27 protein-coding genes are annotated in these 22,592 nt (G+C 70.9%); 14 read left to right on the top strand and 13 right to left on the bottom strand.

Translation table 11 applies throughout. The annotated features are described in order from the left end of the window. Positions 1–2 precede the first annotated feature (2 nt). A complete protein-coding gene (locus tag E1295_RS18180) occupies positions 3–866 on the bottom strand; it encodes a LysR family transcriptional regulator (protein WP_132631506.1) in 864 nt (287 codons plus the stop codon). Positions 867–994: 128 nt separating this feature from the next. Between E1295_RS18180 and E1295_RS18175 the strand changes: the two genes are divergently transcribed. The 6 genes from E1295_RS18175 (at position 995) to E1295_RS18150 (ending at position 6,523) form a co-directional block, all read left to right on the top strand. After that, positions 995–1,882, top strand: coding sequence for an aldo/keto reductase family oxidoreductase (locus E1295_RS18175; RefSeq protein ID WP_132631505.1), 888 nt, complete (start codon positions 995–997; stop codon positions 1,880–1,882). A 319-nt stretch (positions 1,883–2,201) separates the two neighbouring features. After that, on the top strand, positions 2,202–3,641 hold the full coding sequence (locus tag E1295_RS18170) for a non-reducing end alpha-L-arabinofuranosidase family hydrolase (protein ID WP_220448779.1): 1,440 nt from the start codon (positions 2,202–2,204) through the stop codon (positions 3,639–3,641). Positions 3,642–3,853: 212 nt separating this feature from the next. Then, positions 3,854–4,273, top strand: a complete 420-nt coding sequence (locus tag E1295_RS18165; RefSeq protein WP_132631503.1) for a hypothetical protein — start codon at positions 3,854–3,856, stop codon at positions 4,271–4,273. Positions 4,274–4,435: 162 nt separating this feature from the next. Beyond that, the gene (locus E1295_RS18160; protein WP_132631502.1) at positions 4,436–4,870 is read left to right on the top strand and encodes a DUF6069 family protein; all 435 of its coding nucleotides are present in this window, start codon (positions 4,436–4,438) and stop codon (positions 4,868–4,870) included. Positions 4,871–4,908: 38 nt separating this feature from the next. Further along, complete coding sequence (locus E1295_RS18155; protein WP_132631501.1) at positions 4,909–5,790, top strand: ABC transporter ATP-binding protein; 882 nt, start codon at positions 4,909–4,911, stop codon at positions 5,788–5,790. Then, entirely contained in the window at positions 5,783–6,523 is a 741-nt protein-coding gene (locus tag E1295_RS18150; RefSeq protein ID WP_132631500.1) for an ABC transporter permease, read from the top strand. The genes E1295_RS18155 and E1295_RS18150 overlap by 8 nt, the downstream gene beginning before the upstream one ends. A gap of 43 nt (positions 6,524–6,566) precedes the next feature. Here the strand turns inward: E1295_RS18150 and E1295_RS18145 are convergent, their stop codons facing one another. Next, positions 6,567–7,211, bottom strand: a complete 645-nt coding sequence (locus E1295_RS18145) for a TetR/AcrR family transcriptional regulator (RefSeq protein ID WP_246080112.1) — start codon at positions 7,209–7,211, stop codon at positions 6,567–6,569. Between the two features lie 99 nt (positions 7,212–7,310). On the opposite strand from E1295_RS18145, the gene E1295_RS18140 reads away from it, so the two are divergent. Further along, a complete protein-coding gene (locus E1295_RS18140) occupies positions 7,311–8,051 on the top strand; it encodes a CPBP family intramembrane glutamic endopeptidase (protein WP_132631499.1) in 741 nt (246 codons plus the stop codon). A gap of 527 nt (positions 8,052–8,578) precedes the next feature. Here the strand turns inward: E1295_RS18140 and E1295_RS48750 are convergent. The 3 genes from E1295_RS48750 to E1295_RS18130 are packed head-to-tail and all read right to left on the bottom strand — an operon-like array spanning position 8,579 to position 9,763. After that, positions 8,579–8,740 carry a hypothetical protein gene (locus E1295_RS48750; protein WP_166427278.1) on the bottom strand — a complete coding sequence of 54 codons (162 nt, stop codon included), beginning with the start codon at positions 8,738–8,740 and terminating at the stop codon, positions 8,579–8,581. Between the two features lie 31 nt (positions 8,741–8,771). Continuing rightward, entirely contained in the window at positions 8,772–9,257 is a 486-nt protein-coding gene (locus E1295_RS18135) for a S26 family signal peptidase (protein ID WP_132631498.1), read from the bottom strand. After that, positions 9,254–9,763, bottom strand: coding sequence for a TlpA family protein disulfide reductase (locus E1295_RS18130; protein WP_132631497.1), 510 nt, complete (start codon positions 9,761–9,763; stop codon positions 9,254–9,256). The genes E1295_RS18135 and E1295_RS18130 overlap by 4 nt, the downstream gene beginning before the upstream one ends. A 186-nt stretch (positions 9,764–9,949) precedes the next feature. On the opposite strand from E1295_RS18130, the gene E1295_RS18125 reads away from it, so the two are divergent. From E1295_RS18125 to E1295_RS18115, 3 genes are all read left to right on the top strand, one after another. Continuing rightward, the gene (locus E1295_RS18125; protein ID WP_132631496.1) at positions 9,950–10,600 is read left to right on the top strand and encodes a GntR family transcriptional regulator; all 651 of its coding nucleotides are present in this window, start codon (positions 9,950–9,952) and stop codon (positions 10,598–10,600) included. Then, a complete protein-coding gene (locus tag E1295_RS18120; RefSeq protein ID WP_132631495.1) occupies positions 10,597–11,316 on the top strand; it encodes a haloacid dehalogenase type II in 720 nt (239 codons plus the stop codon). The genes E1295_RS18125 and E1295_RS18120 overlap by 4 nt, the downstream gene beginning before the upstream one ends. A gap of 100 nt (positions 11,317–11,416) precedes the next feature. Further along, positions 11,417–12,247, top strand: a complete 831-nt coding sequence (locus E1295_RS18115; protein WP_132631494.1) for an ion transporter — start codon at positions 11,417–11,419, stop codon at positions 12,245–12,247. Between the two features lie 11 nt (positions 12,248–12,258). Here E1295_RS18115 and E1295_RS18110 read toward each other — a convergent pair whose 3' ends face one another. Continuing rightward, on the bottom strand, positions 12,259–13,353 hold the full coding sequence (locus tag E1295_RS18110; RefSeq protein ID WP_132631493.1) for an alkene reductase: 1,095 nt from the start codon (positions 13,351–13,353) through the stop codon (positions 12,259–12,261). A 51-nt stretch (positions 13,354–13,404) separates the two neighbouring features. On the opposite strand from E1295_RS18110, the gene E1295_RS18105 reads away from it, so the two are divergent. After that, the gene (locus tag E1295_RS18105; protein ID WP_132631492.1) at positions 13,405–13,764 is read left to right on the top strand and encodes a MerR family transcriptional regulator; all 360 of its coding nucleotides are present in this window, start codon (positions 13,405–13,407) and stop codon (positions 13,762–13,764) included. Between the two features lie 283 nt (positions 13,765–14,047). Beyond that, entirely contained in the window at positions 14,048–14,926 is an 879-nt protein-coding gene (locus E1295_RS18100; protein WP_132631491.1) for a DUF4394 domain-containing protein, read from the top strand. A 70-nt stretch (positions 14,927–14,996) separates the two neighbouring features. On the opposite strand, the gene E1295_RS18095 is transcribed toward E1295_RS18100, so the two are convergent. Both E1295_RS18095 and E1295_RS18090 read right to left on the bottom strand, forming a co-directional pair. Beyond that, positions 14,997–15,464, bottom strand: a complete 468-nt coding sequence (locus E1295_RS18095; RefSeq protein WP_132631490.1) for a TspO/MBR family protein — start codon at positions 15,462–15,464, stop codon at positions 14,997–14,999. Positions 15,465–15,515: 51 nt separating this feature from the next. Beyond that, a complete protein-coding gene (locus tag E1295_RS18090) occupies positions 15,516–15,767 on the bottom strand; it encodes a hypothetical protein (RefSeq protein ID WP_132631489.1) in 252 nt (83 codons plus the stop codon). 32 nt (positions 15,768–15,799) lie between these two features. On the opposite strand from E1295_RS18090, the gene E1295_RS52800 reads away from it, so the two are divergent. Then, the gene (locus E1295_RS52800) at positions 15,800–15,916 is read left to right on the top strand and encodes an ATP-binding protein (RefSeq protein ID WP_484213999.1); all 117 of its coding nucleotides are present in this window, start codon (positions 15,800–15,802) and stop codon (positions 15,914–15,916) included. A 165-nt stretch (positions 15,917–16,081) separates the two neighbouring features. Here the strand turns inward: E1295_RS52800 and E1295_RS18085 are convergent, their stop codons facing one another. The 4 genes from E1295_RS18085 to E1295_RS18070 form a co-directional block, all read right to left on the bottom strand. Next, the gene (locus E1295_RS18085; protein WP_132631488.1) at positions 16,082–18,289 is read right to left on the bottom strand and encodes a rhamnogalacturonan lyase family protein; all 2,208 of its coding nucleotides are present in this window, start codon (positions 18,287–18,289) and stop codon (positions 16,082–16,084) included. Between the two features lie 165 nt (positions 18,290–18,454). Further along, entirely contained in the window at positions 18,455–19,486 is a 1,032-nt protein-coding gene (locus E1295_RS18080) for a LacI family DNA-binding transcriptional regulator (RefSeq protein WP_132631487.1), read from the bottom strand. 57 nt (positions 19,487–19,543) lie between these two features. Further along, the gene (locus tag E1295_RS18075) at positions 19,544–20,152 is read right to left on the bottom strand and encodes a VOC family protein (protein WP_132631486.1); all 609 of its coding nucleotides are present in this window, start codon (positions 20,150–20,152) and stop codon (positions 19,544–19,546) included. A 144-nt stretch (positions 20,153–20,296) separates the two neighbouring features. Then, complete coding sequence (locus tag E1295_RS18070; RefSeq protein ID WP_132631485.1) at positions 20,297–20,884, bottom strand: TetR/AcrR family transcriptional regulator; 588 nt, start codon at positions 20,882–20,884, stop codon at positions 20,297–20,299. A gap of 68 nt (positions 20,885–20,952) precedes the next feature. Between E1295_RS18070 and E1295_RS18065 the strand changes: the two genes are divergently transcribed. Next, positions 20,953–21,864, top strand: coding sequence for a DMT family transporter (locus E1295_RS18065; RefSeq protein WP_132631484.1), 912 nt, complete (start codon positions 20,953–20,955; stop codon positions 21,862–21,864). A gap of 44 nt (positions 21,865–21,908) precedes the next feature. Here E1295_RS18065 and E1295_RS18060 read toward each other — a convergent pair whose 3' ends face one another. Next, positions 21,909–22,487 carry a hemerythrin domain-containing protein gene (locus tag E1295_RS18060; RefSeq protein WP_246080111.1) on the bottom strand — a complete coding sequence of 193 codons (579 nt, stop codon included), beginning with the start codon at positions 22,485–22,487 and terminating at the stop codon, positions 21,909–21,911. Positions 22,488–22,592 lie beyond the last annotated feature (105 nt).

Below are 22,592 nucleotides of genomic sequence, written 5' to 3'. Positions count from 1 at the left end.
GTTCACCCTGGCTGAGGCTTCAGCCGGCCGGCCGTCTCCACGAGTTCGGCCAGTGCCGTGGACCGGACGCCGGCGGGCCAGGCGAGCACGGTCGTGACGGCGGGTGCGTCGAGTACGGGGACCGCGACGTGTTCCGGCCACTGCCAGGCGCGGCTGGAGGCCGGAATGACCAGAAGCGTTCGCCCGAGAGCGACGAGCTGGGCCAGCTGGGACTGGCTGTGGACCTCGGGTCCCGGGCCGGGCGGGTAGGTGCCGTCGTGGCGGGGCCAGCGCGCGATCGGCAGGCCGGGCACGTCGCTCACCTCGGCCATGGTCAGGCTGGAACGCCGGGCGAGCGGATGCGACGCCGGCAGGATGGCGACCTGGCCCTCCGTCACGATGGCGGCGCTGTCGAGGCCGGTCATCACGTCGAACGGGGCGTGCATGATCGCCACGTCGGCACGGCCGTCGCGCAGCAGCTTCCACTGCTCGCCGACCTCGCACAGCAACACGTCGATCTCCACGGCCGCGGGCCGGGCGGCGTAGGCGTCGAGCAACTCTTTCAGCAGCTCGTGGGAGGCGCCCGCCTTCGTGGCCAGGACCAGGACGGACTGCGCCGATGCGGCGCGGCGGGTGCGGCGTACGGCCGCGTCGACGGCGTCGAGTGCGCGCCGGGCCTCCACCAGCATGGCCTCGCCCGCGGTGGTGAGCGAGACTCCCCTGCGGTCGCGGTCGAGCAGCACGACTCCCAGGCGGCGCTCCAGTTGCTGGATGGCGCGCGACAGCGGCGGCTGGGCCATGTTCAGCCGCTCAGCGGCACGCCCGAAGTGCAATTCTTCCGCCACCGCGACGAAATATCGCAATTCGCGTGTTTCCAGCCCGTCCACGCCCGCAGCATACCCGTGATACCCGCGGGGTATCAGCCCTGATCCAACCGGTCTTGGACGGTGTCGTGTGCTCGCACGCACCATGGGGTGTCGGGAAGCGCCCGGACGGCGCCTCTTTTCCCGCTCCCATGAAAGGCCTGATCGTGAACTCTTTTTCCCTTCCCGGCGGCACCTGGACCCTGGGCGACATGACCGTCACCCGAGTCGGCTACGGCGCCATGCAGCTCGCAGGACCCGGCGTGATGGGACCGCCCGCGGACCGCGACGCAGCCCTCGCCGTCCTGCGCGAGGCCGTCGACCTCGGCATCACGCACGTCGACACCGCCCATGCCTACGGCCCCGGCGTCACCAACGCACTCATCCGGGAGGCGCTGCACCCGTACCCCGGCTCGCTGCACGTGGTGACGAAGGTCGGAGCGACCCGTGACGAGCACGGCGGATGGCCGCCGGCCCGTGAGCCCGACCAGTTGCGCCGCGCCGTCGACGAGAATCTCGAAAGCCTCGGGCTCGACACGCTCGACCTGGTCCACCTGCGCCTCGGCAACGCCGGTGGACCCCAGGCGGGCTCGCTCGCGCGGGCCTTCGAAACGCTGGTCGAGCTGCAGAGGCAGGGCGTGATCCGGCACCTCGGCGTCAGCAACGCGACAGCGGAGCAGGTCGCGGAGGCCCAGTCGATCGCGCCGATCGTGAGCGTGCAGAACATGTACAACCTCGCCCACCGCCACGACGACGCGCTCATCGACCGGCTCGCCGCCGAGAACGTCGCGTACGTGCCGTTCTTCCCGCTCGGCGGCTTCAGCCCGCTCCAGTCGGAGGCGCTCTCCGCGGTGGCGGCACGACTGAACGCCACACCGATCTCCGTCGCGCTGGCGTGGCTGCTGCAGCGCTCGCCGAACATCCTGCTGATCCCTGGGACCTCGTCCGTGAGCCACCTGCGGGAGAACGTCGCCGGCGCCGGGCCCTCGCTCAGCGACGAGGACGTCGCCGAACTGGAGAAGATCGGCGGCCGGGCCTGAGCGAGGTGGCGGCGCGGGGTGCGTCCCCGCACCGCCACCCGGTGACCGACGTGAAACTTTCACCCGTACGGGCGGCGCGACGCGCGTACGAAATTCCAGGCCGTCAGGTGTTCCGGCGGCGACGCGCGGGTCGGCGGGGACGGCCCGCTCGTTGACGCCGGGCCGGGGCGTCGGCTGTACTCCGCGACAACACGCGCAATGGAGAAAGCCACCCAGCCCGGAGGTGAATGTTAACGCTAACAGCGTGGCTGGCAACTTGTCCGATCCGGATGCATCGGAGCACACCGTGAAGATCAGACCCCTGACTGTCCTCGCGACGGTGGCCACCTTACTGGCGAGCCTGTTCGTCGCCCTGCAAGCTCAGCCCGCCGTCGCGGCCACCGTCGACACGAACGCGTGGTACATCCTGGTCAACCGCAACAGCGGCAAGGCCCTCGACGTCTACAACCTCGCCACCAACGACGGCGCCCGCATCACCCAGTGGACCCGCAACAACGGCAACCAGCAGCAGTGGCAGTTCGTCGACTCCGACGGCGGCTACTACCGCATCAAGTCCCGCCACTCCGGCAAGGTGCTCGACGTCTACAACTTCTCGACCGCCAACGGCGGCGCGATCGTGCAGTGGACCGACCACAACGGCACCAACCAGCAGTGGCGGCTGGCCGACAGCTCGGACGGCCACGTACGGTTCATCTCGCGCCACAGCAACAAGGCCCTGGAGGTCCAGGGCGCCTCCACCGCCGACGGCGGCGCCATCGTCCAGTACGACGACTGGGGCGGCGCCAACCAGCAGTGGCAGCTCGTCCGCGTCGACGACGACGGCGACCCCGGCGACCCCGGCGACCCCGGAGAGTGCAGCCTTCCGTCGACGTACCGCTGGACCTCGACCGGCCCGCTGGCGACCCCGAGATCCGGCTGGGTCTCGCTCAAGGACTTCACCGTCGCCCCCTACAACGGCAGCCACCTCGTCTACGCGACGACGCACGACACGGGCACCAGGTGGGGTTCGATGAACTTCGGCCTCTTCAACGACTGGTCCGGCATGGCCTCGGCGAGCCAGAACGCCATGTCGTCCTCCACCGTCGCGCCCACGCTGTTCTACTTCGCCCCGAGGAACACCTGGGTGCTCGCCTACCAGTGGGGCAGTACCGCCTTCTCCTACCGCACGTCGAGCAACCCCACCAACCCGAACGGCTGGTCGGCCGAGCAGCCGCTCTTCACCGGCAGCATCTCGGGCTCGGGGACCGGGCCGATCGACCAGACGCTCATCGGTGACGACACGACCATGTACCTGTTCTTCGCCGGCGACAACGGCAAGATCTACCGGTCGACCATGCCCATCGGGAACTTCCCCGGCAACTTCGGCTCCAGCTCGACGGTGATCATGAGCGACACGACGAACAACCTGTTCGAAGGCGTTCAGGTCTACAAGCTCCAGGGTCAGAACCGCTACCTCATGCTCGTCGAGGCGATCGGCTCGCAGGGCCGTTACTTCCGTTCGTTCACGGCCAGCAGCCTGGGCGGTTCGTGGACGCCCCAGGCCGCGTCCGAGAGCAACCCCTTCGCCGGCAAGGCCAACAGCGGCGCCACCTGGACCAACGACATCAGCCACGGCGAACTGGTCCGCGCCGGCGCCGACCAGACCATGCCCGTCGACCCCTGCAACCTGCAGCTGCTCTACCAGGGACGCAATCCCAGCTCCGGCGGCGACTACGGCCTCCTGCCCTACCGGCCGGGTCTGCTGACACATCAGCGCTGACGGCGAGGCCCCCGTACGACACGGGGATCATCGCGTGGCGGGCTCGGCGGCGAGGCCGGGCCCGCCCACTTCTTCGCGAGGTTTTGACCAGGAGCGCCCGCATTCTCTGCGACGCCGGAGAAACGTTACCGGCGACACTCCCAAAACGGCAGGTCAGACGCTGTGCCGCCCGACCATGTCCCTGCCGTTACCCATCTGAGATCTTTGCTTCTGTGCCAGTCTCGCCCCACGTCGCCCGACGGCTGAGGGCCGCTCACCGCTGGCTGACCACGGCGGGGAACATCCCGCCCGCGCGGACCGACCTCGAAAAGGAGCTCCACCTCGTGCGACACCGGTTCACCACAGCCACCCTCACCGTCTTCGCCCTCTCCCTCACCGGCGCCTTCGCCTCAGCGTCGCCGGCCGCCGCCGCGCCGGCGGGCAACGCTCCCTCGTGCGTGGCCGTCTGGCAGACGACGGGCACCATCACCAAGAAGGGGTACGCCCGCAACGACTGCGGCCGCCGGCTCCGGCTGAAGATCAAGTGGGCGCGGGGCACCGACGGCGCCTGCCACACCGTCGACCCTGGACACACCATCTGGTCCCAGGTCGCCCGAGGCCCTCGTACCTTCGACGGAGCCGACACCTGCTGACCCTCACGTACGCCAGGGCCCGCCGTGCGCGCACGGCGGGCCTTCGTGTCTGCCGCACGGCGGGCCCCCTACCAAAGTCGGAGCCGCGCCCCACGAGGGGACGACACAGTGCGACCGCGCGCCCGATGTGGCGGACCATGCCGGAGGGAGAAGCTGAGCGGCATGAACACCTCCACGAACACCCCCGCGCACGCCTCCTCGAACACCTCCACGAACAACACCACGAAAACCGCCCTCCGCAGGCCACTCACCGTGGTCGGCGCGTCCGCCGCCGCCCTGGCCGCATGGGTCCTGGCGGTGCCGGTGGCCGGGATCGAGCTGACCGCGCGGATGGGCGCCGGCGTCGATCAGGTCGGGCCGGCGGCGGTCGTGGTCGCGAGCCTGCTGGCCGGGCTCGCAGGCTGGGCGCTGCTGGCCGTGCTCGAACGGTTCACCGCCCGGGGCGGCCGGATCTGGACGGTCGTCGCCCTCACCGTGCTCGGCCTGTCCCTGCTCGGCCCGCTCGGCAGCGCCGTCGGCACCGCCGCGACGGTGGTGCTGCTCCTGCTGCACCTGGTCGTCGGCGCCGTGCTCGTTCCCGGCCTCGCCCGGCGATGATCACGCCTTCGCCGACGCCACGACACGGGAGATCCGACATGACAGTCCTCGCCAGAGCGATCGACGCCACCCGCCGCTACGGCGACGTGCTCGCACTCGACCACGTCTCGCTCGACATCAGAGCGGGCGAGGTGGTCGGCCTGCTCGGCCCGAACGGAGCCGGCAAGTCCACCCTGATCAACCTCTTCGTGGGACTGCGCAAGCCCACGTCCGGCACGGTGGAGCTGTTCGGCGGCTCACCGCTCGACCCCGCCATGCGGCGCGGCATCGGCATGACCCCCCAGGAGACCGGGCTGCCCGAGTCGCTGCGCGTCGGCGAGATCGCCTGGTTCGTCTCCGCGCACTTCCCCGACCGCGTCCCCACGGCCGACCTGCTGGCCCGCTTCGGGCTGGAGGACCTGGTCAGGCGGCAGGTCGGCGGGCTGTCCGGCGGGCAGCGGCGGCGGCTGGCCGTGGCGCTGGCGTTCGCGGGCAGGCCACGGCTGGTGTTCCTCGACGAGCCGACGACCGGCCTGGACGTCGGGGCCAGGCGGGCGCTGTGGGAGGGCATCAGGTCCTTCCACGAGGAGGGCGGCACCGTACTGCTCACCAGCCACTACCTGGAGGAGATCGAGGCCCTGGCCGAACGGGTGCTCGTGGTCGACCAGGGCCGCGTGCTGGCCGACGACACCGTGCGGGCCGTACGCGGCATGGTGGACACCCGGCGCGTCTCCCTCGTCGCCGAACACCTGCCGCCGCTGCCCGGCGTCCTCGGCGCCGAACGTTCGGGCGACCGGTTCGACCTGGTCGTCAACGACCCCGACCGGCTCGTCGTGGAGCTGGTACGCAGCGGGGTGCCCTTCTCCGGCCTGGAGATCCGGCCGGCCACCCTGGAGGAGGCCTTCCTCGCCCTCACCTCGAAGGAGCCCGCACATGTCTAGCCTGGTCCTCGCGCACACCCGCTACCTCGTGATCGAGCAGATCCGGGTGCCGATCGGCATCCTGGCCAGCGCGTTCTTCCCCGCGGTCTCGATGGTGGCGTTCGTGGTGCCGTTCGCGGGCCAGGACCCGGTGGCGGCCACGACGGCGACGGGCTCGCTGATGTTCTTCGGCGCGATGTCGGCCGCGCTCATGGGGCTCAGCAGCTCGGTCGCGCAGGACCGCGACCTGCCGTGGAACCCGTACCTGCGTACGCTGCCCGCCGGGCCGCTGCCGCGCTTCGCCGGCCGGATCCTGTCGACGCTCGCCGTCATGCTGCTCTCGGTGATCCCCGTCCTGGTGGTGGCGGCGCTGTTCACGGAGGCGACGATCACGCCGGGCCGGCTGCTGCTGGGTGTCGGCGCGCTGGTGGTGGGCGTGGTGCCGTTCATGTTGATGGGGTTGTGCGTCGGCTTCCTGCTGGCCTCGAAGGCCGCGATGGCGGTGTCACAACTGCTGTTCTTCCCCATGGCCGTCCTCGGAGGGCTGCTGCTGCCGCCGCAGGTCCTGCCGGGGTTCGTCCAGGCCGTCTCGCCGTACGTGCCCACCCGGGGCGCGGCCGAGCTGATCTGGTGGGCCGTCGTCGGTGTCCGGCCGGGCGTGGTGCCGCTGGTCATGCTGGCCGTCTGGACCGCCGCCACGGCGGCCGCCGCCGTCTGGGCCTACCGCCGCGACGAGGGCCGGCGTTTCACCTGACGCGGCCCCGCTCCGCTTCCAAGCCCTCCATGGGCGGCCCGCCTCAGCGAGCGGTGCGTCCGCAGGGCGTGGAGGGGTCGCAGGGTGCGGACAGGGCGTGCTGCCAGAGGCGGACCACCGCCCGCACGTGGCCGGTGGTGTCGTGGCCGGCCGGCACATCGAGCAGGGCTCCGTGCAGGTGGGCCTCGATGCCCTGGACCGCCAGCAGGGCGTTCAGCTCGGGGTCGGGGCCGCCGGCTCCCACGCGGCGCAGTTCGCGGGCGAGCGCCTGGGCGATCTGCTGCTCGGCCTGCCGGAAGCGGGTGACCAGGTCGGGGGTGCGGGGCGCCTGGTCGAACAGCAGCCGGTGCAGCCGGGGCCGGTCGGTGTGCAGGGCGGCCACGCATTCCACCAGGTCGGCGAGCAGGGCGCTAAGGGGCAGGCGGTGTTCGCCGGCGCGGGCGAAGACCTGGGCCACCTGCTGGGCGCTCTGGGTGAGGTAGTGCTCGGCCAGCGCGACCAGCAGCGCGTCCTTGTTCGGGAAGTACTGGTACAGCGAGCCGATGGACACCCCGGCGCGTTCGGCGATCTTGTTCGTGGTCGTGGCGGTGTAGCCGTGACGCTGGAAAAGCTGAGCCGCCGCCTCCAGGATCGCCGCCACGGTCTCGCGGGAGCGCTGCTGGCGGGGGTGTTTGCGGGGCGTGAGCACGGGCCTCCAATACGAGTACCGAAAACTGAGGATAGCTCGCATCATGGAAGGCGGGCTCGTCGCCCCGCCCTTCCCCTCTCTGCGAACGGAGACGTCTTCGTGCTGTCCGGCCTCCTGGCCTACGGCGTCCGGATCCTGCCCGGCCTGCTGCTGATCGCCGCCTGTTACCTGCTGGCACGTCGTGAACGCGACCCCCTGCTCCGCGTCATGGTGCTCGTCCTCGGCTTCGTCCTGATCAGGGATGCGATGACACCGTTGGGATTCTGGCGGCTGGGCGCCGTGGGAGCGGTTCCGTGGCTGCGCTTCACCGACCACGCAGGGATCCTGCTGCTGTTCGGCCTCGGGACGCTGGCACTGACCGCGGGGGTGCTGCGCCTCGACGGCGAACTCCGCGCGCTGGTGCGCTGGGGCCGGTTGACGCCGGTCACCCTGGCCTGGGGCGTCGGCGGGGGTGTGCTGGCCGCCGCCCCGATCCTGCTGCTGTCGCTCCCGACGCCCATGGCCGCGAGGGGCGGCGCGGTCGCCGTCACGCTGCTGCCGGTGCTCCTGGCGTTCAGCCTGGCCGGCAACCTCGCCGAGGAGGTGCTGTTCCGCGGCTTCCTTCAGGGCCGGCTGGAACAACACAACGACGCCGTACGCGCGGCCGTGCTGTCGGCTCTGCTGTTCGCGGCCTGCCACGCCTTCCTGGCGTCGACGGTCACCGACGTCGGGTGGCCGCTGCTCGCCTTCACCCTGTACGAAGGGCTGATCTGCGCCTTCCTGCGGCTGCGCGGCGGCGTGATCGCCGCTGCCCTCGCACACGGGCTGGCCATCTTCCTGCTGGCGGGCGCGCTGGTCTGAGCCGCCGACAGGTGGGTAGCTCCCCCGGCGTGGCCGCACCCGCGAGCCGCACCGATCGCTCCACCACGTTAGGAGCAGCCGCCATGAGAAAGCCGAGCCGCCTGACCGCAACCAGGTTTCTGTCCTTGCCCCGTCTCCACCTGCCGACGCCCGACCCGGACGACGACAGTTCCTCAAGCCACCGGCGTCGCCGTCGCCACCGGCGCTGACGGGTGACACGCCCCGCGCGGCTGAAGGGCGCCTCCCAGTGCCCTTCAGCCGCGCCCCCCGTCTGCGCCTGACGTGGGACTCCCCTGGCCCGTCGCCAGAGGACCCGTCAGTCGCCTACGCGCACTGCTTCCTGTGGTAGACCGAGCAGTCGCTTCTCCAGCACTTGAAGACGGAGCAACAGATGCTGCCCGTGCAGGTCGTGTGGTCGAGAATGCACCGTGCGGTGCAGGCGGCCTGCGCGTCGCCGGTCGGAACGACGAAAGCGACGATGCGGTCTGCCAAATCGGTGAAAAGTTTCACTTGCCCCACCTTTCTCTCTACTCGCACAGAAGGACCTGGCGGTAGCTGCAGTTCGTCTCGTAGCACCGCATCTTGTAACAGCCGGTGTTCGGGTCGTAGCTGATCTGCACGCACCTCTTGACACACGCCGCGTCGGCCTTGACCGCGGGGATCAACCGGTCGATGAGCTTGTCCAGCATTCCGTTCTCACCCCCTTCCCCTTCTCGGGCCTCATTCGGCGCGGCACCACTGAGAGTCGTCTCGTGATGGCCGCGGGCTTGCGGACAGGGGGGCGTGCCGCGCGTCCAGCCGCCTGATGGTGACGGCGTGGAGGTCGCCGGCGTGGAAGAAGCCGTGCTCGCGGGAGTCGAAGCTGACCTCGGTGTTGTCACCGAGCAGCACGAACCTGCCGGCCGGGACGACGTCCTCGTCGACGGCCTTGCGTACGTCCTCGGGAACCGGATCGCCGGGCAGGGCGGCGACGCGCTTGATCAGGAACTTGCCACCGTCCGGGAGCGGGTAACGGACGACGGCGACCTCTCCGTGGCGCAGCGCCCCCAGGTGCGTGCGCCGGGACAGCAGCCGGTCCCCATCGGTCAACGTCGGAGCCATGCTGCCGCCGCGGACCCGGACCACCATGTACGTCGCGCGCAGCCGTACGACCAGCAGGGCCAGCCCTCCGAGCGCGCATGCCCCCGCCAGGAACGCCCGCCTCATGAGGCCGTGACCTCGGCCGGCATGCCGTGACCCGCGCTGACGACCGTGCCCCCCGAGCCGATCGCGATGACCGTCGGGTACGCGTTGACCTTGAACGCCGTCTGCACGGGCCCCTGCGGCGACTCCGTGACGACACGGGCCACCTCCGCGAGGCGCTCGATGTCGCCCGCGCCGTCCTCGCCGGTGTCCGCGACCACGGCCAGCACGGCGTCCGACGTGCCGCGTGCCCGCTCCACGAAGAGCGGGAGCAGTTCCGCGCACGGCCCGCAGCCCGGGGAGAAGAAGCCGATCAGCGCGGGCGCGCCCAGCAGTTCGTCGGAGATCGGCTCACCACTCGTCGTCATGGTGGCGAAGCGCGGGACACTCTCGCCGGGCGACAGTCCTGCGCTCATCTCCGGCGCGCTCTCGCCCTGCTTGCGCAGCCGCCGGATCACACCGACGGTCAGTAGCAGGTTGACCATGCACAGCAGGCCGACCAGCCCGACCGCGGCGACCACGTACTGCATCGCACCCTCCCCCGCCTGTCCGTGAGCAGATGTGGGATCGCCTCCGGCCCACGCGGGCTGACGGCACGCGACGAGCGGGTGATCCACGACGTGGATGCTTCACGATCCCGCTAGCCCGCCCCTCGCGCGCCGCTAGCCCGGACCCGCATTTGCCTGACTATCTGGATAGCTGTTATACAGTTGGACATGTCGATTCACACGGTCACCGTGGCGGACGCCGTCGCCGACCAACTGCGCCGCCGGCTGCTGTCCGGCCACTACTCGGGCGGAGACCACCTGCGCGACACCGAGCTGTCACAGGAGTTCGGCGTGGCCAGGCCCACGGTGCGCGCTGCCGTGCAGACCCTCGTGGCCGAAGGGCTGCTCGACCGCGGGCGCGGGCGCAGTGCTCAGGTCCGGTCGTTCACCGCCGACGACGCGATCGACCTGGGCCGGCTGCGGCGGCCCATCGAGCTCGTCGCGGTCGAGATGGTCGTGACGCAGGAGCGGCCGCTCACCGGCATCGCGTCGGCGGCGCAGGCGTTCTCCGCATTAGGGGACGACGTCTCGTGGGACGTGGTCGCCGACCACGACGTGGCGTTCCACCGGGCCGTGTTCACCGCCGCGGGCTCGGCGCGCCTGCTGCGCACCTTCGACGAGCTCAGCGCCGAGTTGCGCCTGCTCATCGCCCAGCTCCGCCCGACCTACGAGAGCGTCTCCGACCTGGCGCACGAGCACGAATCGCTGCTCGCGGTGCTGCGCTCCGGCGATCTCCGACAGGTCAGGGCCGCCTGGAACGGGCACTGTGACGACTCTGAACGTTTCTACCTCGACCTCATCCAGGAGCACACACGGTGAACCTCGGCGACTTCGACGCCCTCAGCTTCGACTGCTACGGCACCCTCATCGACTGGGAGAACGGCATCGCGACCGTGCTGCGCGCGTGGGCCGGCGCACACGGCCTGCGGATGACGGACGAGCAGTTGCTGACGGCGTACTCGACACACGAGGCGCAGGCCGAGGCCGACCATCCCGGCGACCTCTACCCGCACATCCTGGCACGGGCCATGCGCGGCCTCGGCGCGCAACTCGGCGTGCCGGTCAGCGACGGCGAGGCCGGGTCACTGGCGGTCTCCGTGCCCGACTGGCCGGCGTTCCCCGACTCGGCCGAGGCGCTGCAGCGGCTGTCGCGGCGATACAAGCTCATCATCGTCTCCAACGTCGACCGCGCCGGCTTCGCCGGCTCCAACAAGCACCTCGGCGCCACCTTCACCAGCGTCCTCACCGCCGAGGACATCGGCTGCTACAAGCCGGATCCCCGCGCCTTCGAGGCGCTGCTGCGCGAGGCGGAGCGGCTCGGGGTGGCCGAGGGCAGGCTGCTGCACGTGGCGCAGAGCCTGTTCCACGACCACGTGCCCGCCAAGGCCGCCGGCCTGCCGACCGTGTGGATCAACCGCCGGCACGACAACGCCGGCTGGGGCGCGACGCCGCAACCGTCGGCCGGCGTCACCCCCGACTGGACCTTCACCTCCATGAGGGCGTTCGCCGACGCGGTCGACGCCGAACCCGCCTGACAGCGGGCCGGCGGCCGGGAGAACGGGCCGGTCGATGCGGAGCACGTCCCACCTCGTACGATGATCGACGCCCCGGCGCCGACATTGGAGGCTTGGAACGTTGCTGGATCGAGAACGCGTGCGCGCCATCCTCGCCCACCCTCGCTTCGAGCGGGCGATCATGGCGGTCATCGTGCTCAACGCGATCACGATCGGCTGTGAGACCTCCTCCTTCGTGATGGGGTGGATCGGCGAGCCGCTCCACGTCGTCGACCGCGTCGTGGTGGGCGTGTTCGTCCTGGAGCTCGCCGCCCGCCTCTACGCCCACCGGGGCGCGTTCTTCAAGGACCCGTGGAACTGGTTCGACACCGCCATCGTGGCGATAGCGCTGGTGCCCGCCTCCGGGCCGGCCTCGGTGCTGCGTACTCTGCGGATCATGCGGGCGCTGCGGCTCGTCACCGCGGTGCCCAGCATGCGCCGCGTCATCTCCGCGCTGGCGGCGGCCGTCCCCGGCATGGCCTCCATCCTCGGTCTGCTGATCATCATCATGTACGTGGCCGCGGTGATGGCCACGCAGTGGTTCGGGCGCACCGCTCCGGCGCACTTCGCCGAGATCCCGACCTCCCTGTTCACCCTGTTCCAGGTGATGACCGGGGAGGGCTGGCCGGACATCGCCGACCAGATCATGGAGGCGCACCCCTGGGCGTGGATCTTCTTCGTGGCCTACATCCTGGTGTCGTCGTTCGTGGTGCTGAACCTGTTCATCGCCGTCGTCGTGAACGCCATGGACGACGAGAGCACCTCCGCGGAGGAGCAGCGTACCGACGACCGGCTGCGGATGATCACCGAGGAGCTCGCGCGTCTGCACGCCAAGCTGGACGCCCTGCAACCCCCCACGCCGGCCGGCGAACCGGCGGACGGCTCCGAGGCCAGCCTGTCGAACGCGAGCTGAACCGGCCCTGCTCAGCGGAGCGTGAGGCAGTCCAGGCTGGGATAGTCGGTGTACCCGGCGGTTCCGTGGGTGTACAGATGTGCCGTGTCGATCGGCTGCAGCGGGGCGTCGCGGGCGAAGCGGGCGGGCAGGTCGGGGTTCGCGATGAAGGCCCTGCCGTACGAGACCAGGTCGGCGCGGCCCGCGGCGAGCGCGGCTTCGCCGGCGTCCTTGGTGGTGGCGGGGCCGTTCTCCCCCACGTTGACGATGAGGGGCCCGTGCCAGCGCGGCCGCAGGTCGGCCGGCGCGGGATAGCGGTCGTTGTCCGTGAGGTGCAGATAGGCCAGGCCGAGGCCGTCGATGCGCTCGACGAGCTCGCGATAGACCGGGCCGGGGTCGGTCTCGACCATGCCCGCCTGCGGATTGCCCGGCGACAGGCGCAACCCTGTGCGGTGGGCGCCGATCGCGTCGGCCACGGCGGTGACGACCTCGACCGGGAAGCGGATGCGACCGCCTGGCGTGCCGGGGCCGTACTCGTCGTCGCGGAGATTGGTGTTGTCGGCCAGGAACTGGTGGATCAGGTAGCTGTTGGCGCCGTGCAACTCCACCCCGTCGAAGCCGGCCGCCATGGCGTTGCGGGCCGCGGTGACGTGGTCCTGGACGGCGTGCCTGATGTCCGCCCTGATCATGACGCGAGGGGTGACGGGATCGGCCTTGCCGCCGTCCCGTACGTGGACCGGACCGGGCACGGGCACCGCGGACGGGCCGGACGGGAGGTCGCCGGCCAGGCGGGACAACGGGTGACCCTGCCGGCCGCCGTGCATGAGCTGGGCGAAGACCCGGCCGCCCGCCGCGTGCACGGCCTCGGTGACCGTACGCCAGCCTCGTACGTGCTCGGGTGTCTCCAAGCCCGGCATGCGCCATCCCGCCTGCCCCCGGGCGCTGGGCCAGATGCCTTCCGTGATGATGAGACCGGCACTGGCGCGTTGCGCGTAGTAGTCGGCGACGATCGGCTGTGGCGTGCCGTCCTCGTGGGCGCGGAAACGGGTCATCGGGGCCATCACCATACGATTGGGCAGTGCGAACGGGCCGAGAAGGTAGGGCTTGAGCAGCAAAAGTTCATTCATGCCGGTACGGTAAGAGTTGACATTGATGTCAGGTTCAACCCGAGGTGCGGCATGCGGATCGGTGAGCTGGCGCGGCGGACGGCCGTGAGCGAGCGCTCCCTGCGTTACTACGAGAAGCAGGGGCTGCTCCAATCGCGGCGCACCCCTGGCGGCCACCGCGAATACGGCGAGAGCGCGGTGCCGCGGGTCATCCGCATCCAGGAGCTGTTCGCCGCCGGGTTGTGCAGCGCCAAGATCGTCCAGCTCCTCCCCTGCCTGGGCGACGGCGAGGGCGGGCCGGCCGAGGTGGCCTCCCCGTGGCTGGCCGAGCAGCTCATGAGGGAACGTGAGCGCATCGACCGCATGATCGGCGACCTGGTGCGCTCCCGCGACGTGCTCGACGACATCATCCGCGAAGCCGTCAAGCACTGAACGCCCCTCCCCCCACCCCTGATCCCGCACCCGTGCGCCGGAACGCGGCAGAAGCGAAGCCGCTTCGACACCCGTACGCGCAGCAGGGCAGAAGCGGAGCCGCTTCGACACCCGTGCGGGCCGTTGCGCGAGATGACAAAGACCGCCTCTGCCCTGGCACGGCGTTTTGACATCTGTCACGAGGACGGCTAGTCCGCCGCAGGACAAGCTGTTGCTGCCGGCGAACACGCCGGTAGGCGCAGGTGCCCACAGGCCGCCTGCACGACTCGATGGAGGAGCACCCATGCGAGGACGGATCATGAGGAAGGCCGCCGTGCTGATCGCGTTAGCGACGGCTGCGGCCATCGGCGTCGGGCCGGCGGGCACCAGCCTGGCGGCCGACTCCAGTTCGGCCGCGGCCGCCCCTTTGAGGGCGTACGGCATCACCGACAACGGCAGGGTGATGGCCACCTTCACCACCGAGGAGCCGGAAGAGCTCAACTGGGTCAGGCGCATCTCCGGGCTGGTCACCGACACCTTCGTGATCGGCATCGACTTCCGCGTGCAGGACGGCAAGTTCTACGCCGTCGGCAACCACGGCGGCATCTACACGATCTCGCTCCCGACCGGCGACCAGGACGTCGTGGTCTCGAAGGTCTCCCAGCTCAAGGTGGGTCTCAAGGGCACGGCGTTCGGAGTCGACTTCAATCCCGCCGCCGACCGGCTGCGCGTGATCAGCGACAACGGCCAGAACCTGCGGCACAACCTCAACGACGGCACCACGGTGTCGGACGGCAACCTGAGCAACGGCCCCGGCTCGCCGGCCTCCGGGGTCACCGCCGCCGCCTACACCAACAACGACCTCAACGGCGACACGGCGACCACGCTGTTCGACGTCAACACCACGACTGCGCAGGTCGTCGTCCAGTCGCCGGCCAACAACGGCCTGCTGGCCCCGACCGGTGCGCTCGGCCAGCCCGTCGCATTGAACGCGGGCCTCGACATCTACAGCGACCTGAAGGGCGGCAAGACCGTCTCGAACATGGCCTTCGCCACTTTCGTCGACTCGGACGGCTTCGCCACGCTCAACTCCGTCGACCTGCTCACCGGCGCCGCCACCCAGATCAGCGACCCGTTCCCGCTGACCATCACCGACATCGCCGTCGCGCTCGACACCAACTGACCGTCTCGCCCGTCCACTGACGTGAGCCCGTGCCGCCGCCCGCACGGGCTCACCAGCGTCGCGGGGCGGGTCAGGTGTCGTTCTGGCGGGCGATGGCGGTGTTGAGTGCGGTGGCGAACACCGTCCAACCCGCGTACGGCAGCAGGAACAGCCCCGCGCGGCGGTCGAGCGTCCATCCGCGCCGGACGAGCATCGCGTTGGAGGCGTTGAGGACGAGGATCTCGGCCAGGGCCAGCTTCGGGTTGCGTGCCCGGAAGAACAGGGCCGGCCAGGCGGCGTTGAGCGCCAGGTTGGTGGCCAGCGTCTTCTTGAACGCCCGGCTGCCCTCCTGGTCGCCCTGGGACAGGGCCCGCGTGCCGGCACAGGCGATGAGCACGTACAGCGGGGTCCAGACCAGGCCGAAGGCCTGCGGCGGCGGCTGCCAGGACGGCTTCTTCAGCCGTTGGTACCAGGTGGAGCGGGCGTCGGTGGCGAGCGTTCCGGCGACGGCGGTGGCGGTCACCGCGAGGGCGGTCTTCAGGAGGAGTCTGCCTTTCATGGCCCTCCGCTGCCCTCGGACGCCGCCACCGCACCTCCCGCCACGCTCGGGTCAGGCGGGGCACGCCCGCGGCTCGATCTCGCGGAGCGGGCGCTCGATCGCGGCCATGCCCTTCCAGTCCTGGGTGAACGGGAAGTCGGCGCACCACGCCAGGCCGTCGACGCGGATGCCGGTCGGAACGTCGGAGGGCGTGATGTGGAGGTCGCTCGCGTGGCCCGCCCGAGCCTTGGCCAGCGCCTGGGCGAAGCGCGGCCACCGGGACTCCTGGGGCACGGACAGGAACGCGTTGATGCGCAGCTGCACCGGGTCGACGGTCTTGCCCTGGCCGGCGTCGGGTGCGGGCAGTGGTTCGCGGCGCGGGAGCGCAGGCCGAGTACGCCGGGCGGGTCGGCTGGCATGGGCTCGTGGGCATCAGGGAGCGCGTCGCCGCCTACGGCGGATCCGTCCGCTGAGGCCCGGCGGACGGCGGCGGGTTCGAGGTCGTCGCATCGCTTCCCGTCCGGGGCGGAACACCGTACGCGCACGTCCCGCGGTCCGGCCCTCCGCGGACCTGATCACGCGTCGCGAGGGGTGCGGCCTTCCCGCGCTCCCAGGGAAGGCCGCACCACCGGACGCGGTCAGCGCACGTAGACCTGGGGCTGGGGCGGGGTGCTCATGCCGTCGCCGATGAAGAAGCTCGGGTGCGGCGGCTGATTGTAGGCGGTGTTCTGCCAGGCGAGGGCCACCCGGTACTGCGGGTCGTGCAGCAGAGTGTGGATCTTGGTGGCGGTCCGGTGAGGGGTGGCGTAGATGCGCAGGGCGCGGTTGTCGGTGGTGGGCCAGATGACCTCCTCGCGCCAGTCGCCGAGGATGTCGCCCGACAGTGACGGGTTGGCCTTGGTGCCGTTGTTGCTGTGCACGCCGGAGGCGGTCAGCAGGCGGGTCTCGCCGCCGGTGCCGTACTTGTCGATCCGGGTCTGGTCCAGCAGCTCGCGCACCGGGTCGCCGTCCCACCAGGACAGGAAGTTCGCCGACGACGGCTGGCGGCCGACGACCGTGCCGGAGGTGTTGCGCAGCCCGTTCTGTCCCGCCCCCGAGGCCCAGGACTCGGCGCCGGGGCTGCCGGCGTGGATGTCGGCGGCCACGCCGCGGCCGGGCCCCTCGCCGTCGGAGCCGGAGCCGGTGCCGGTACGCCACAACACCTGGCCGGTACGGGCGTCGACCATGTACAGGCCGGGCCGGTTCGCCGACTCGGAGATCTTCACGTACTCCTGGCCCGGTCGGCCGGGGTCGAGGTCGCCCAGGTGGGCGGCATCACCGTGGCCCCAGCCGACGTTCCACAGGCGGCCGCCGTCGTCGTCGATGGCGGCGGCGCCGTAGACGATCTCGTCGCGGCCGTCGGCGTCCACGTCGCCGACGGTGAGGCTGTGGTTGCCCTGGCCGGCGTACGAGCCGTTGCCGGAGGCGTCGCTGTCGAACGTCCAGCGCTTGACGAGCCGGCCGTCGCGGAAGTCCCAGGCGGCGATGACAGAACGGGTGTAGTAGCCGCGCGCCATGATGAGGCTGGGCCGCTGCCCGTCGAGGTACGCGGTGCCGGCCAGGAAACGGTCCACCCGGTTGCCGTAGGAGTCGCCCCAGGAGGAGACGTTGCCGCGCGGCGGGTCGTAGCCGACCGTGGACAGCGCCGCGCCGGTCCGGCCGTCGAACATCGTCAGGAACTCGGGGCCGGACAGCACGTAGCCGGAGGAGTTGCGGTGGTCGGCGTTCGCGTTGCCGATGACGGTGCCGCGGCCGTCGACGGTGCCGTCGGCGGTCTTCATGGCGACCTCGGCCCGGCCGTCGCCGTCGTAGTCGTAGACCTGGAACTGCGTGTAGTGGGCGCCCGCGCGGATGTTGCGGCCCAGGTTGATGCGCCACAGGCGGGTGCCGTCCAGCGTGATCCCGTCGACGTAGACCACGTCGGTGGTGCCGGACTGGGAGTTGTCCTTGGAGTTGTCGGCCTCCCACTTCAGGACGAGGTCGAGACGGCCGTCGCCGTCCAGGTCGCCGACGCTGGCGTCGTTGGCGTGGTGGCCGCCGGGTGGGGAGAGGGGCACGTCGAGATAGCCGTTGCCGAACCGGAGTGAGGGTTCGGAGGCCGGGCCCTCGGTGCCGCCGGTGACCGGGCGCACGGTGTAGGAGGCGTCCGGGGGCGCCCCCGCGTCCAGGTGGTTGGTGGAGTCGGTGACGGTCGCGATGCGCGTACCGCCTCGGTAGACGGTGAAGGACGTGTCACGGGATTCGGTGCCGAGCAGCCGCCAGGAGACCAGGTTGCCGTTGCCGGAGCGGACGCTGATCAGTCCGCGGTCAAGGTCTTCCGCCTGCTTGCCGTCCGCGGGATCAGTGGGGGTGACCGTCGGGGTCGGCTCACCCGGCTCACCCGGGTCGCCGGTGCAGGTGACGCCGTTGAGCGTGAACGAGGCGGGCGGCGGGTTGCTGGAGCCGTCCCAGGAGGCGTTGAAGCCGAACGTGGTGCGGCCGCCCCTGGGGATCGCGGCGTTGTAGCCCGCGTCCTCGGCCGTGACGGCGGCGCCGTTCTGCGTGGCGGTGGCGTTCCACGCCTGGGTGATCCGCTGGCCGGAGGCGAACGACCAGTCCAGGCGCCAGCCGTCGACGGCGTCGCCCAGGTTCCTGATGGTCACGTTGCCGGTGAACCCGCCGGACCACTGGGTGGCGACGTCGTAGTCGACCTCGCAGGCCACCGCCGCGGCGGCGGGCGACTGCAGGCCGACGGCGGTCGCGGCGACCAGGCACACGCTGCCGGCGAGCGCCGTGACGAGCAGTGCGGGACGGGATAAACGTTTCATTGAACGTCCAATCGGTGTACGAGGTCCCGGGCGTCCACACGGTAAGAAGGCGCTGATGAACGTGTCAACGAACCACCGGCTGCCATCCCGTCCGAGGTTGTTACCTTTCAGGTCAGCGGCGAAGGGCGTACGCCACGGCTCTGAAACTTTCGGAGCCGGAACCGGTCACCGGCAGGGCGGCGCGGTGGACTCGCGTACGACCAGCCGCGGCCGGTAGACCAGCTTCTGGTGACGGTGCCCCGGGCGGGCCTCGTCGAGCAGCAGTTCGGCGGCCACCCGGCCCAGCTCGCGCTTCGGCTGCCAGACCGTGGTCAGCGCCGGGGCGAGCTGCGCGGCGAACGCCACGTCGTCATAGCCCACCACCGACATCTCGTCCGGCACCGCGATCCCCCGCTCCTTCAGGCCCCCGATCACGCCGAGCGCCGCCGTGTCGTTGAGGCAGATCATCGCGGTGGGGGGATCGGCCGCGGCCAGCACGTCCTCCAGGGCCGCGGCGGCGGTCACCGTGATGTCGGGCGACGGCACGCGTACGTCCAGCACGCCGTGGTCCGGGTCGAGGCCGGCCTTGGCGAACGCCGTACGCACCCCGGCATGGCGCTCGACGGTCTGCTGCACCTCGATCGACGCGCTGAGCAGGGCGATCCGCCGGTGCCCCAGCGCGAGCAGGTGCGCCGCGACCTGCTCACCGCCCCACTGGTTGTCCATCGACACCGAGCACAGCCGGCCGTCGGACCTGTGGTCGAGCAGCACCACCGGGACCCCGCGCCCGGCCAGGGAGACCAGCGGGTCCAGGTCGGCCTCGACCGGCGTGATGAGCACGCCGCGTACCCGCTGCTTCTCCAGCTCCTGCAGGTAGTGCCGCTCCCGGCCGGGCTGCAGGTCGGTGCTGCAGGTCATGAGCATGCAGCCGTCCTGGAGCAGCCGGTCCTCCACCCCGCGGCACACCTCGGTGAAGAACGGGCCCGCGATGTCGAGCGTCACCGCGCCGACCAGCGGGCTGGGCACGCCGCGTAACCGTCTGGCGGCGTTGTCCGGCAGGTAGCCCACGCGGGCCATCGCCGCGTGCACGCGGCGGCGTGTCTCCTCGGCGACGAGCTCGGGGCTGTTGAGGACGTTGCTCACGGTCGTCGGTGAGACCCCGGCCTCCCGCGCGACCTGGCGCATGCCGGGTCGGCGCGGCTCGGTGGAAGCGTCCACCGCAGCACCATATCCGGCCCGCGACGATCACGCGGAACACGCCGGGCGGCCCTGCTCTCAGGGCGTCTCCCACACGAAGCCGTCCGGGTCGGTGAAGGACCCGGCGTCGCCGCCGATGGCCAGCCGGTGCGACCCGGTGCCTTCCGGGGAGACGCCGGCGACCTTGGCGAGGGCGGGCCGCTTGTAGAGGGCCAGCGTGACGGTGTTCGACGGGGCGGTGAACTGGACGTACCTGCGGCCGTAGCTCTTCGCCACGGCGAAGCCGCGCTCGACGTAGAACTGCCTGCTCGCGGCCACGTCCGCGACTCCCAGCTGGAGCACGACGTCGTCGACCGTACGGGTGACAGGGCCGGTGTCCTTCTTGGCCGACGAGGCGACCGTCCAGATCGTCCCGTCCGGGGTCTGTACGACGCCGCCGTACCCCCACAACGACTTCGCGGCCGGCTTCAGCGCCGTGGCGCCCGCGCCGAGAGCGTCGTCGATGAGGGCGTTGACGGTGGACGGCTGGGACACGACGAGCGACAGCGTGAACCCGCGAAAGCCCGTCGACGGCGCCGCAGGGGCGCGCAGACGTACCTGCTCGCCGAGGCCGAAGGCCGCGTCGTAGAAGCGGCCTGCCGCCTCGAGGTCGTCCACGTCGAAGGTGATGTTTGCGATGGAAGCCATGACCGTCACGCTAGGTGTGGCGCGTCGTCCCGCGCTTCTCCGTTCCTGCCCGGTCCGTCACACGCCCCGCCCTGACGACGTCCCACGGAGGCGGATCCGGCGCGGCCGCCGGCGGGACGACGGCCTCATCGCGCCGTTCGCCGCTCAAGCGGCGGCGAGAACGGCCTGAGCCTGCTCCCGGGCCTGGCCGATGGCGTCAGGGAAGACGCTCAGGCCCTCGGCGACGACCGCTCCTTCGTGCAGCAGCATGAGCGTCCTGCCCAGGTGACCGGCCCGCTCCGGAGCGATCTCGCGGGCGAGGTCGGTGAACAGGGCGAGCATCCACCGCTTCTGCCCCGTGATGATCGGGTAGGCCGGATGGGCGGGGTCGCTGATCTCGGCGTGGGCGTTGATCATGCTGCACCCCTTGTGGCCGTGCTGCGCGGCCCACGCGCGTGATGCGTCGAAGACGGCCAGGACGCGCGCCTCCGGCGTCGGAGCGGCGGCGTTCATGTGGCCGGAGAGGAAGACGCGCCAGCGTTCGTCGCGGTCCGCGAGATATTCCACGACGATCTGCTCCTTGCAGCCGAACCGGTCGTAGAGCGTCTTCTTCGTCACCCCGGCCTCGGCGGCGATCAGGTCCACGCCGACGGCATGGATGCCGCGCTCGTAGAAGAGCCTCTCGGCGGCCTCGAGGACACGCCGTGCGGCCGGCGTGATCGTGACCCGCTGCGGGGTCTCGTTGCTGCCCATGACACGCAGTATACCGATCTGTATAGTGAAGGGGTAGGTATACAGATCGGTATAGTTAGGACAGGATCGTGAACCTTCTGCTCTCGATCGCCTTCGTGCTCTGCTGGAGCTCCGGGTTCATCGGAGCCAAGCTCGGCGTGGGCACGGCGCCCGCGGTCACGATCCTCATGTGGCGGTTCCTGCCCCTCGCCGTCATCCTGCTGGTCGTCGCCGCTCTCTCCGGTGCGTCGTGGAAAGAGCTCACCCCTCGCGACGTGACCCGGCAGGCCGTGATCGGCGTGCTCTCGCAGAGCGGCTACCTGCTCACCGTCTATTACGCGATCCAGCTCGGAGTCTCCAGCGGCACCACGGCCCTGATCGACGGCGTGCAGCCGCTCGTGGCCGGAGCGCTCGCGGGACCGCTGCTGCACCAGTACGTCTCACGTCACCAGTGGATCGGCCTCGTCCTCGGCCTGAGCGGCGTCAGCGTCGTCACCATGGCCGACGCCACGGCCGGCACCGGCGCCCCCTGGTGGGCCTATCTCATCCCGCTCATCGGCATGTTCTCGCTGGTGGGGGCCACGCTCCTGCAAGGCCGCGCCCGTACGCCGGTCAACGCCGCGACCTCGATGACCGTGCACTGCGCCACGAGCGCCGTCATCTTCACGGCGCTGGCGGTCGGCGCGGGCGCCGCGAAGCCGCCCGCCGACCTCTCGTTCTGGGTCGCGATCACCTGGCTGGTGGCGCTGTCCACCTTCGGCGGGTACGGGTTGTACTGGCTCATCATGAGGCGCTCGGGAGTCACCAAGGTCAACACGCTCATGTTCCTCATGGCCCCGGTCACGGCCGTCTGGGGAGCCCTCATGTTCGGTGAGCCCTTCCACGCGCAGACCGCCGTCGGCCTGGCCGTCTGCCTCGCGGCGGTCGTCATCGTGCACCGCGGCGGCGTCTCGTCCGCCGGCGCGCGCTCACCGGACGAGCCGGCCCGCGCCGGGCGCTGACCGCGCGCGGCGACCGGGCAGCCCGATGCCGCGCGCCGCCATGATCAGGGGTTCTTGCCCATCACCTGGCGGATGACGTCGCGGACCCGGTCCATCATCGCGATCGGCGTGCCCACCAGAACGTTCTTGGCAGCCGACTCCGTGCCCGGATGCGGATGCGTGGGAGCCATCGCCTCGGCCGCCTTGACCCCCGCCGCCATACTGCGCCGCTCGGCCTGCGTGGTACGCGCCCGCAACTGCGGGAACTCATACCGCTCCTCACTACGCGCGTGCGCCTCCACCGCCGCACGCAACACCAGCAACCGCTCCAGGAAATCAGGCGCGTCCGGCCCGGCCTCGTCCAGCTGCGACAACAGCTCCTTGGCCTCGCCCTCCTCGGCCAGCCGGTCGGCGACCACCGCATCACCGCCATCGATCCGGCCCCGCGCGTACGGATGCACGATCTCCTCCTCAGCGGTCTCATGCACCGCCAGCAACCGCACCAACCGGCTGAACGCCTCCCCCCGACGCTCCTCCGGCGCCCGCTCCACCTCATCGAACAGATCCCGGATCATCCCATGCTGCGCCTGCAGCAACACGATGACATCGGTCTCCTCCATCGCCTCCGGCGCCGTCCTGGTCATCAACACCCCTCCCCCACAGCGCGCTACGCGCTCCCGGTACGGCGCCGGAGGCGATGGAGGAGACCGATGTCATCGTGTTGCTGCAGGCGCAGCATGGGATGATCC

This window comes from Nonomuraea mesophila (genome assembly GCF_004352805.1).
In the GTDB taxonomy this organism is placed as follows: Bacteria; Actinomycetota; Actinomycetes; order Streptosporangiales; family Streptosporangiaceae; genus Nonomuraea; species Nonomuraea longispora.
This window is presented reverse-complemented; position numbering and strand designations above follow the sequence as displayed.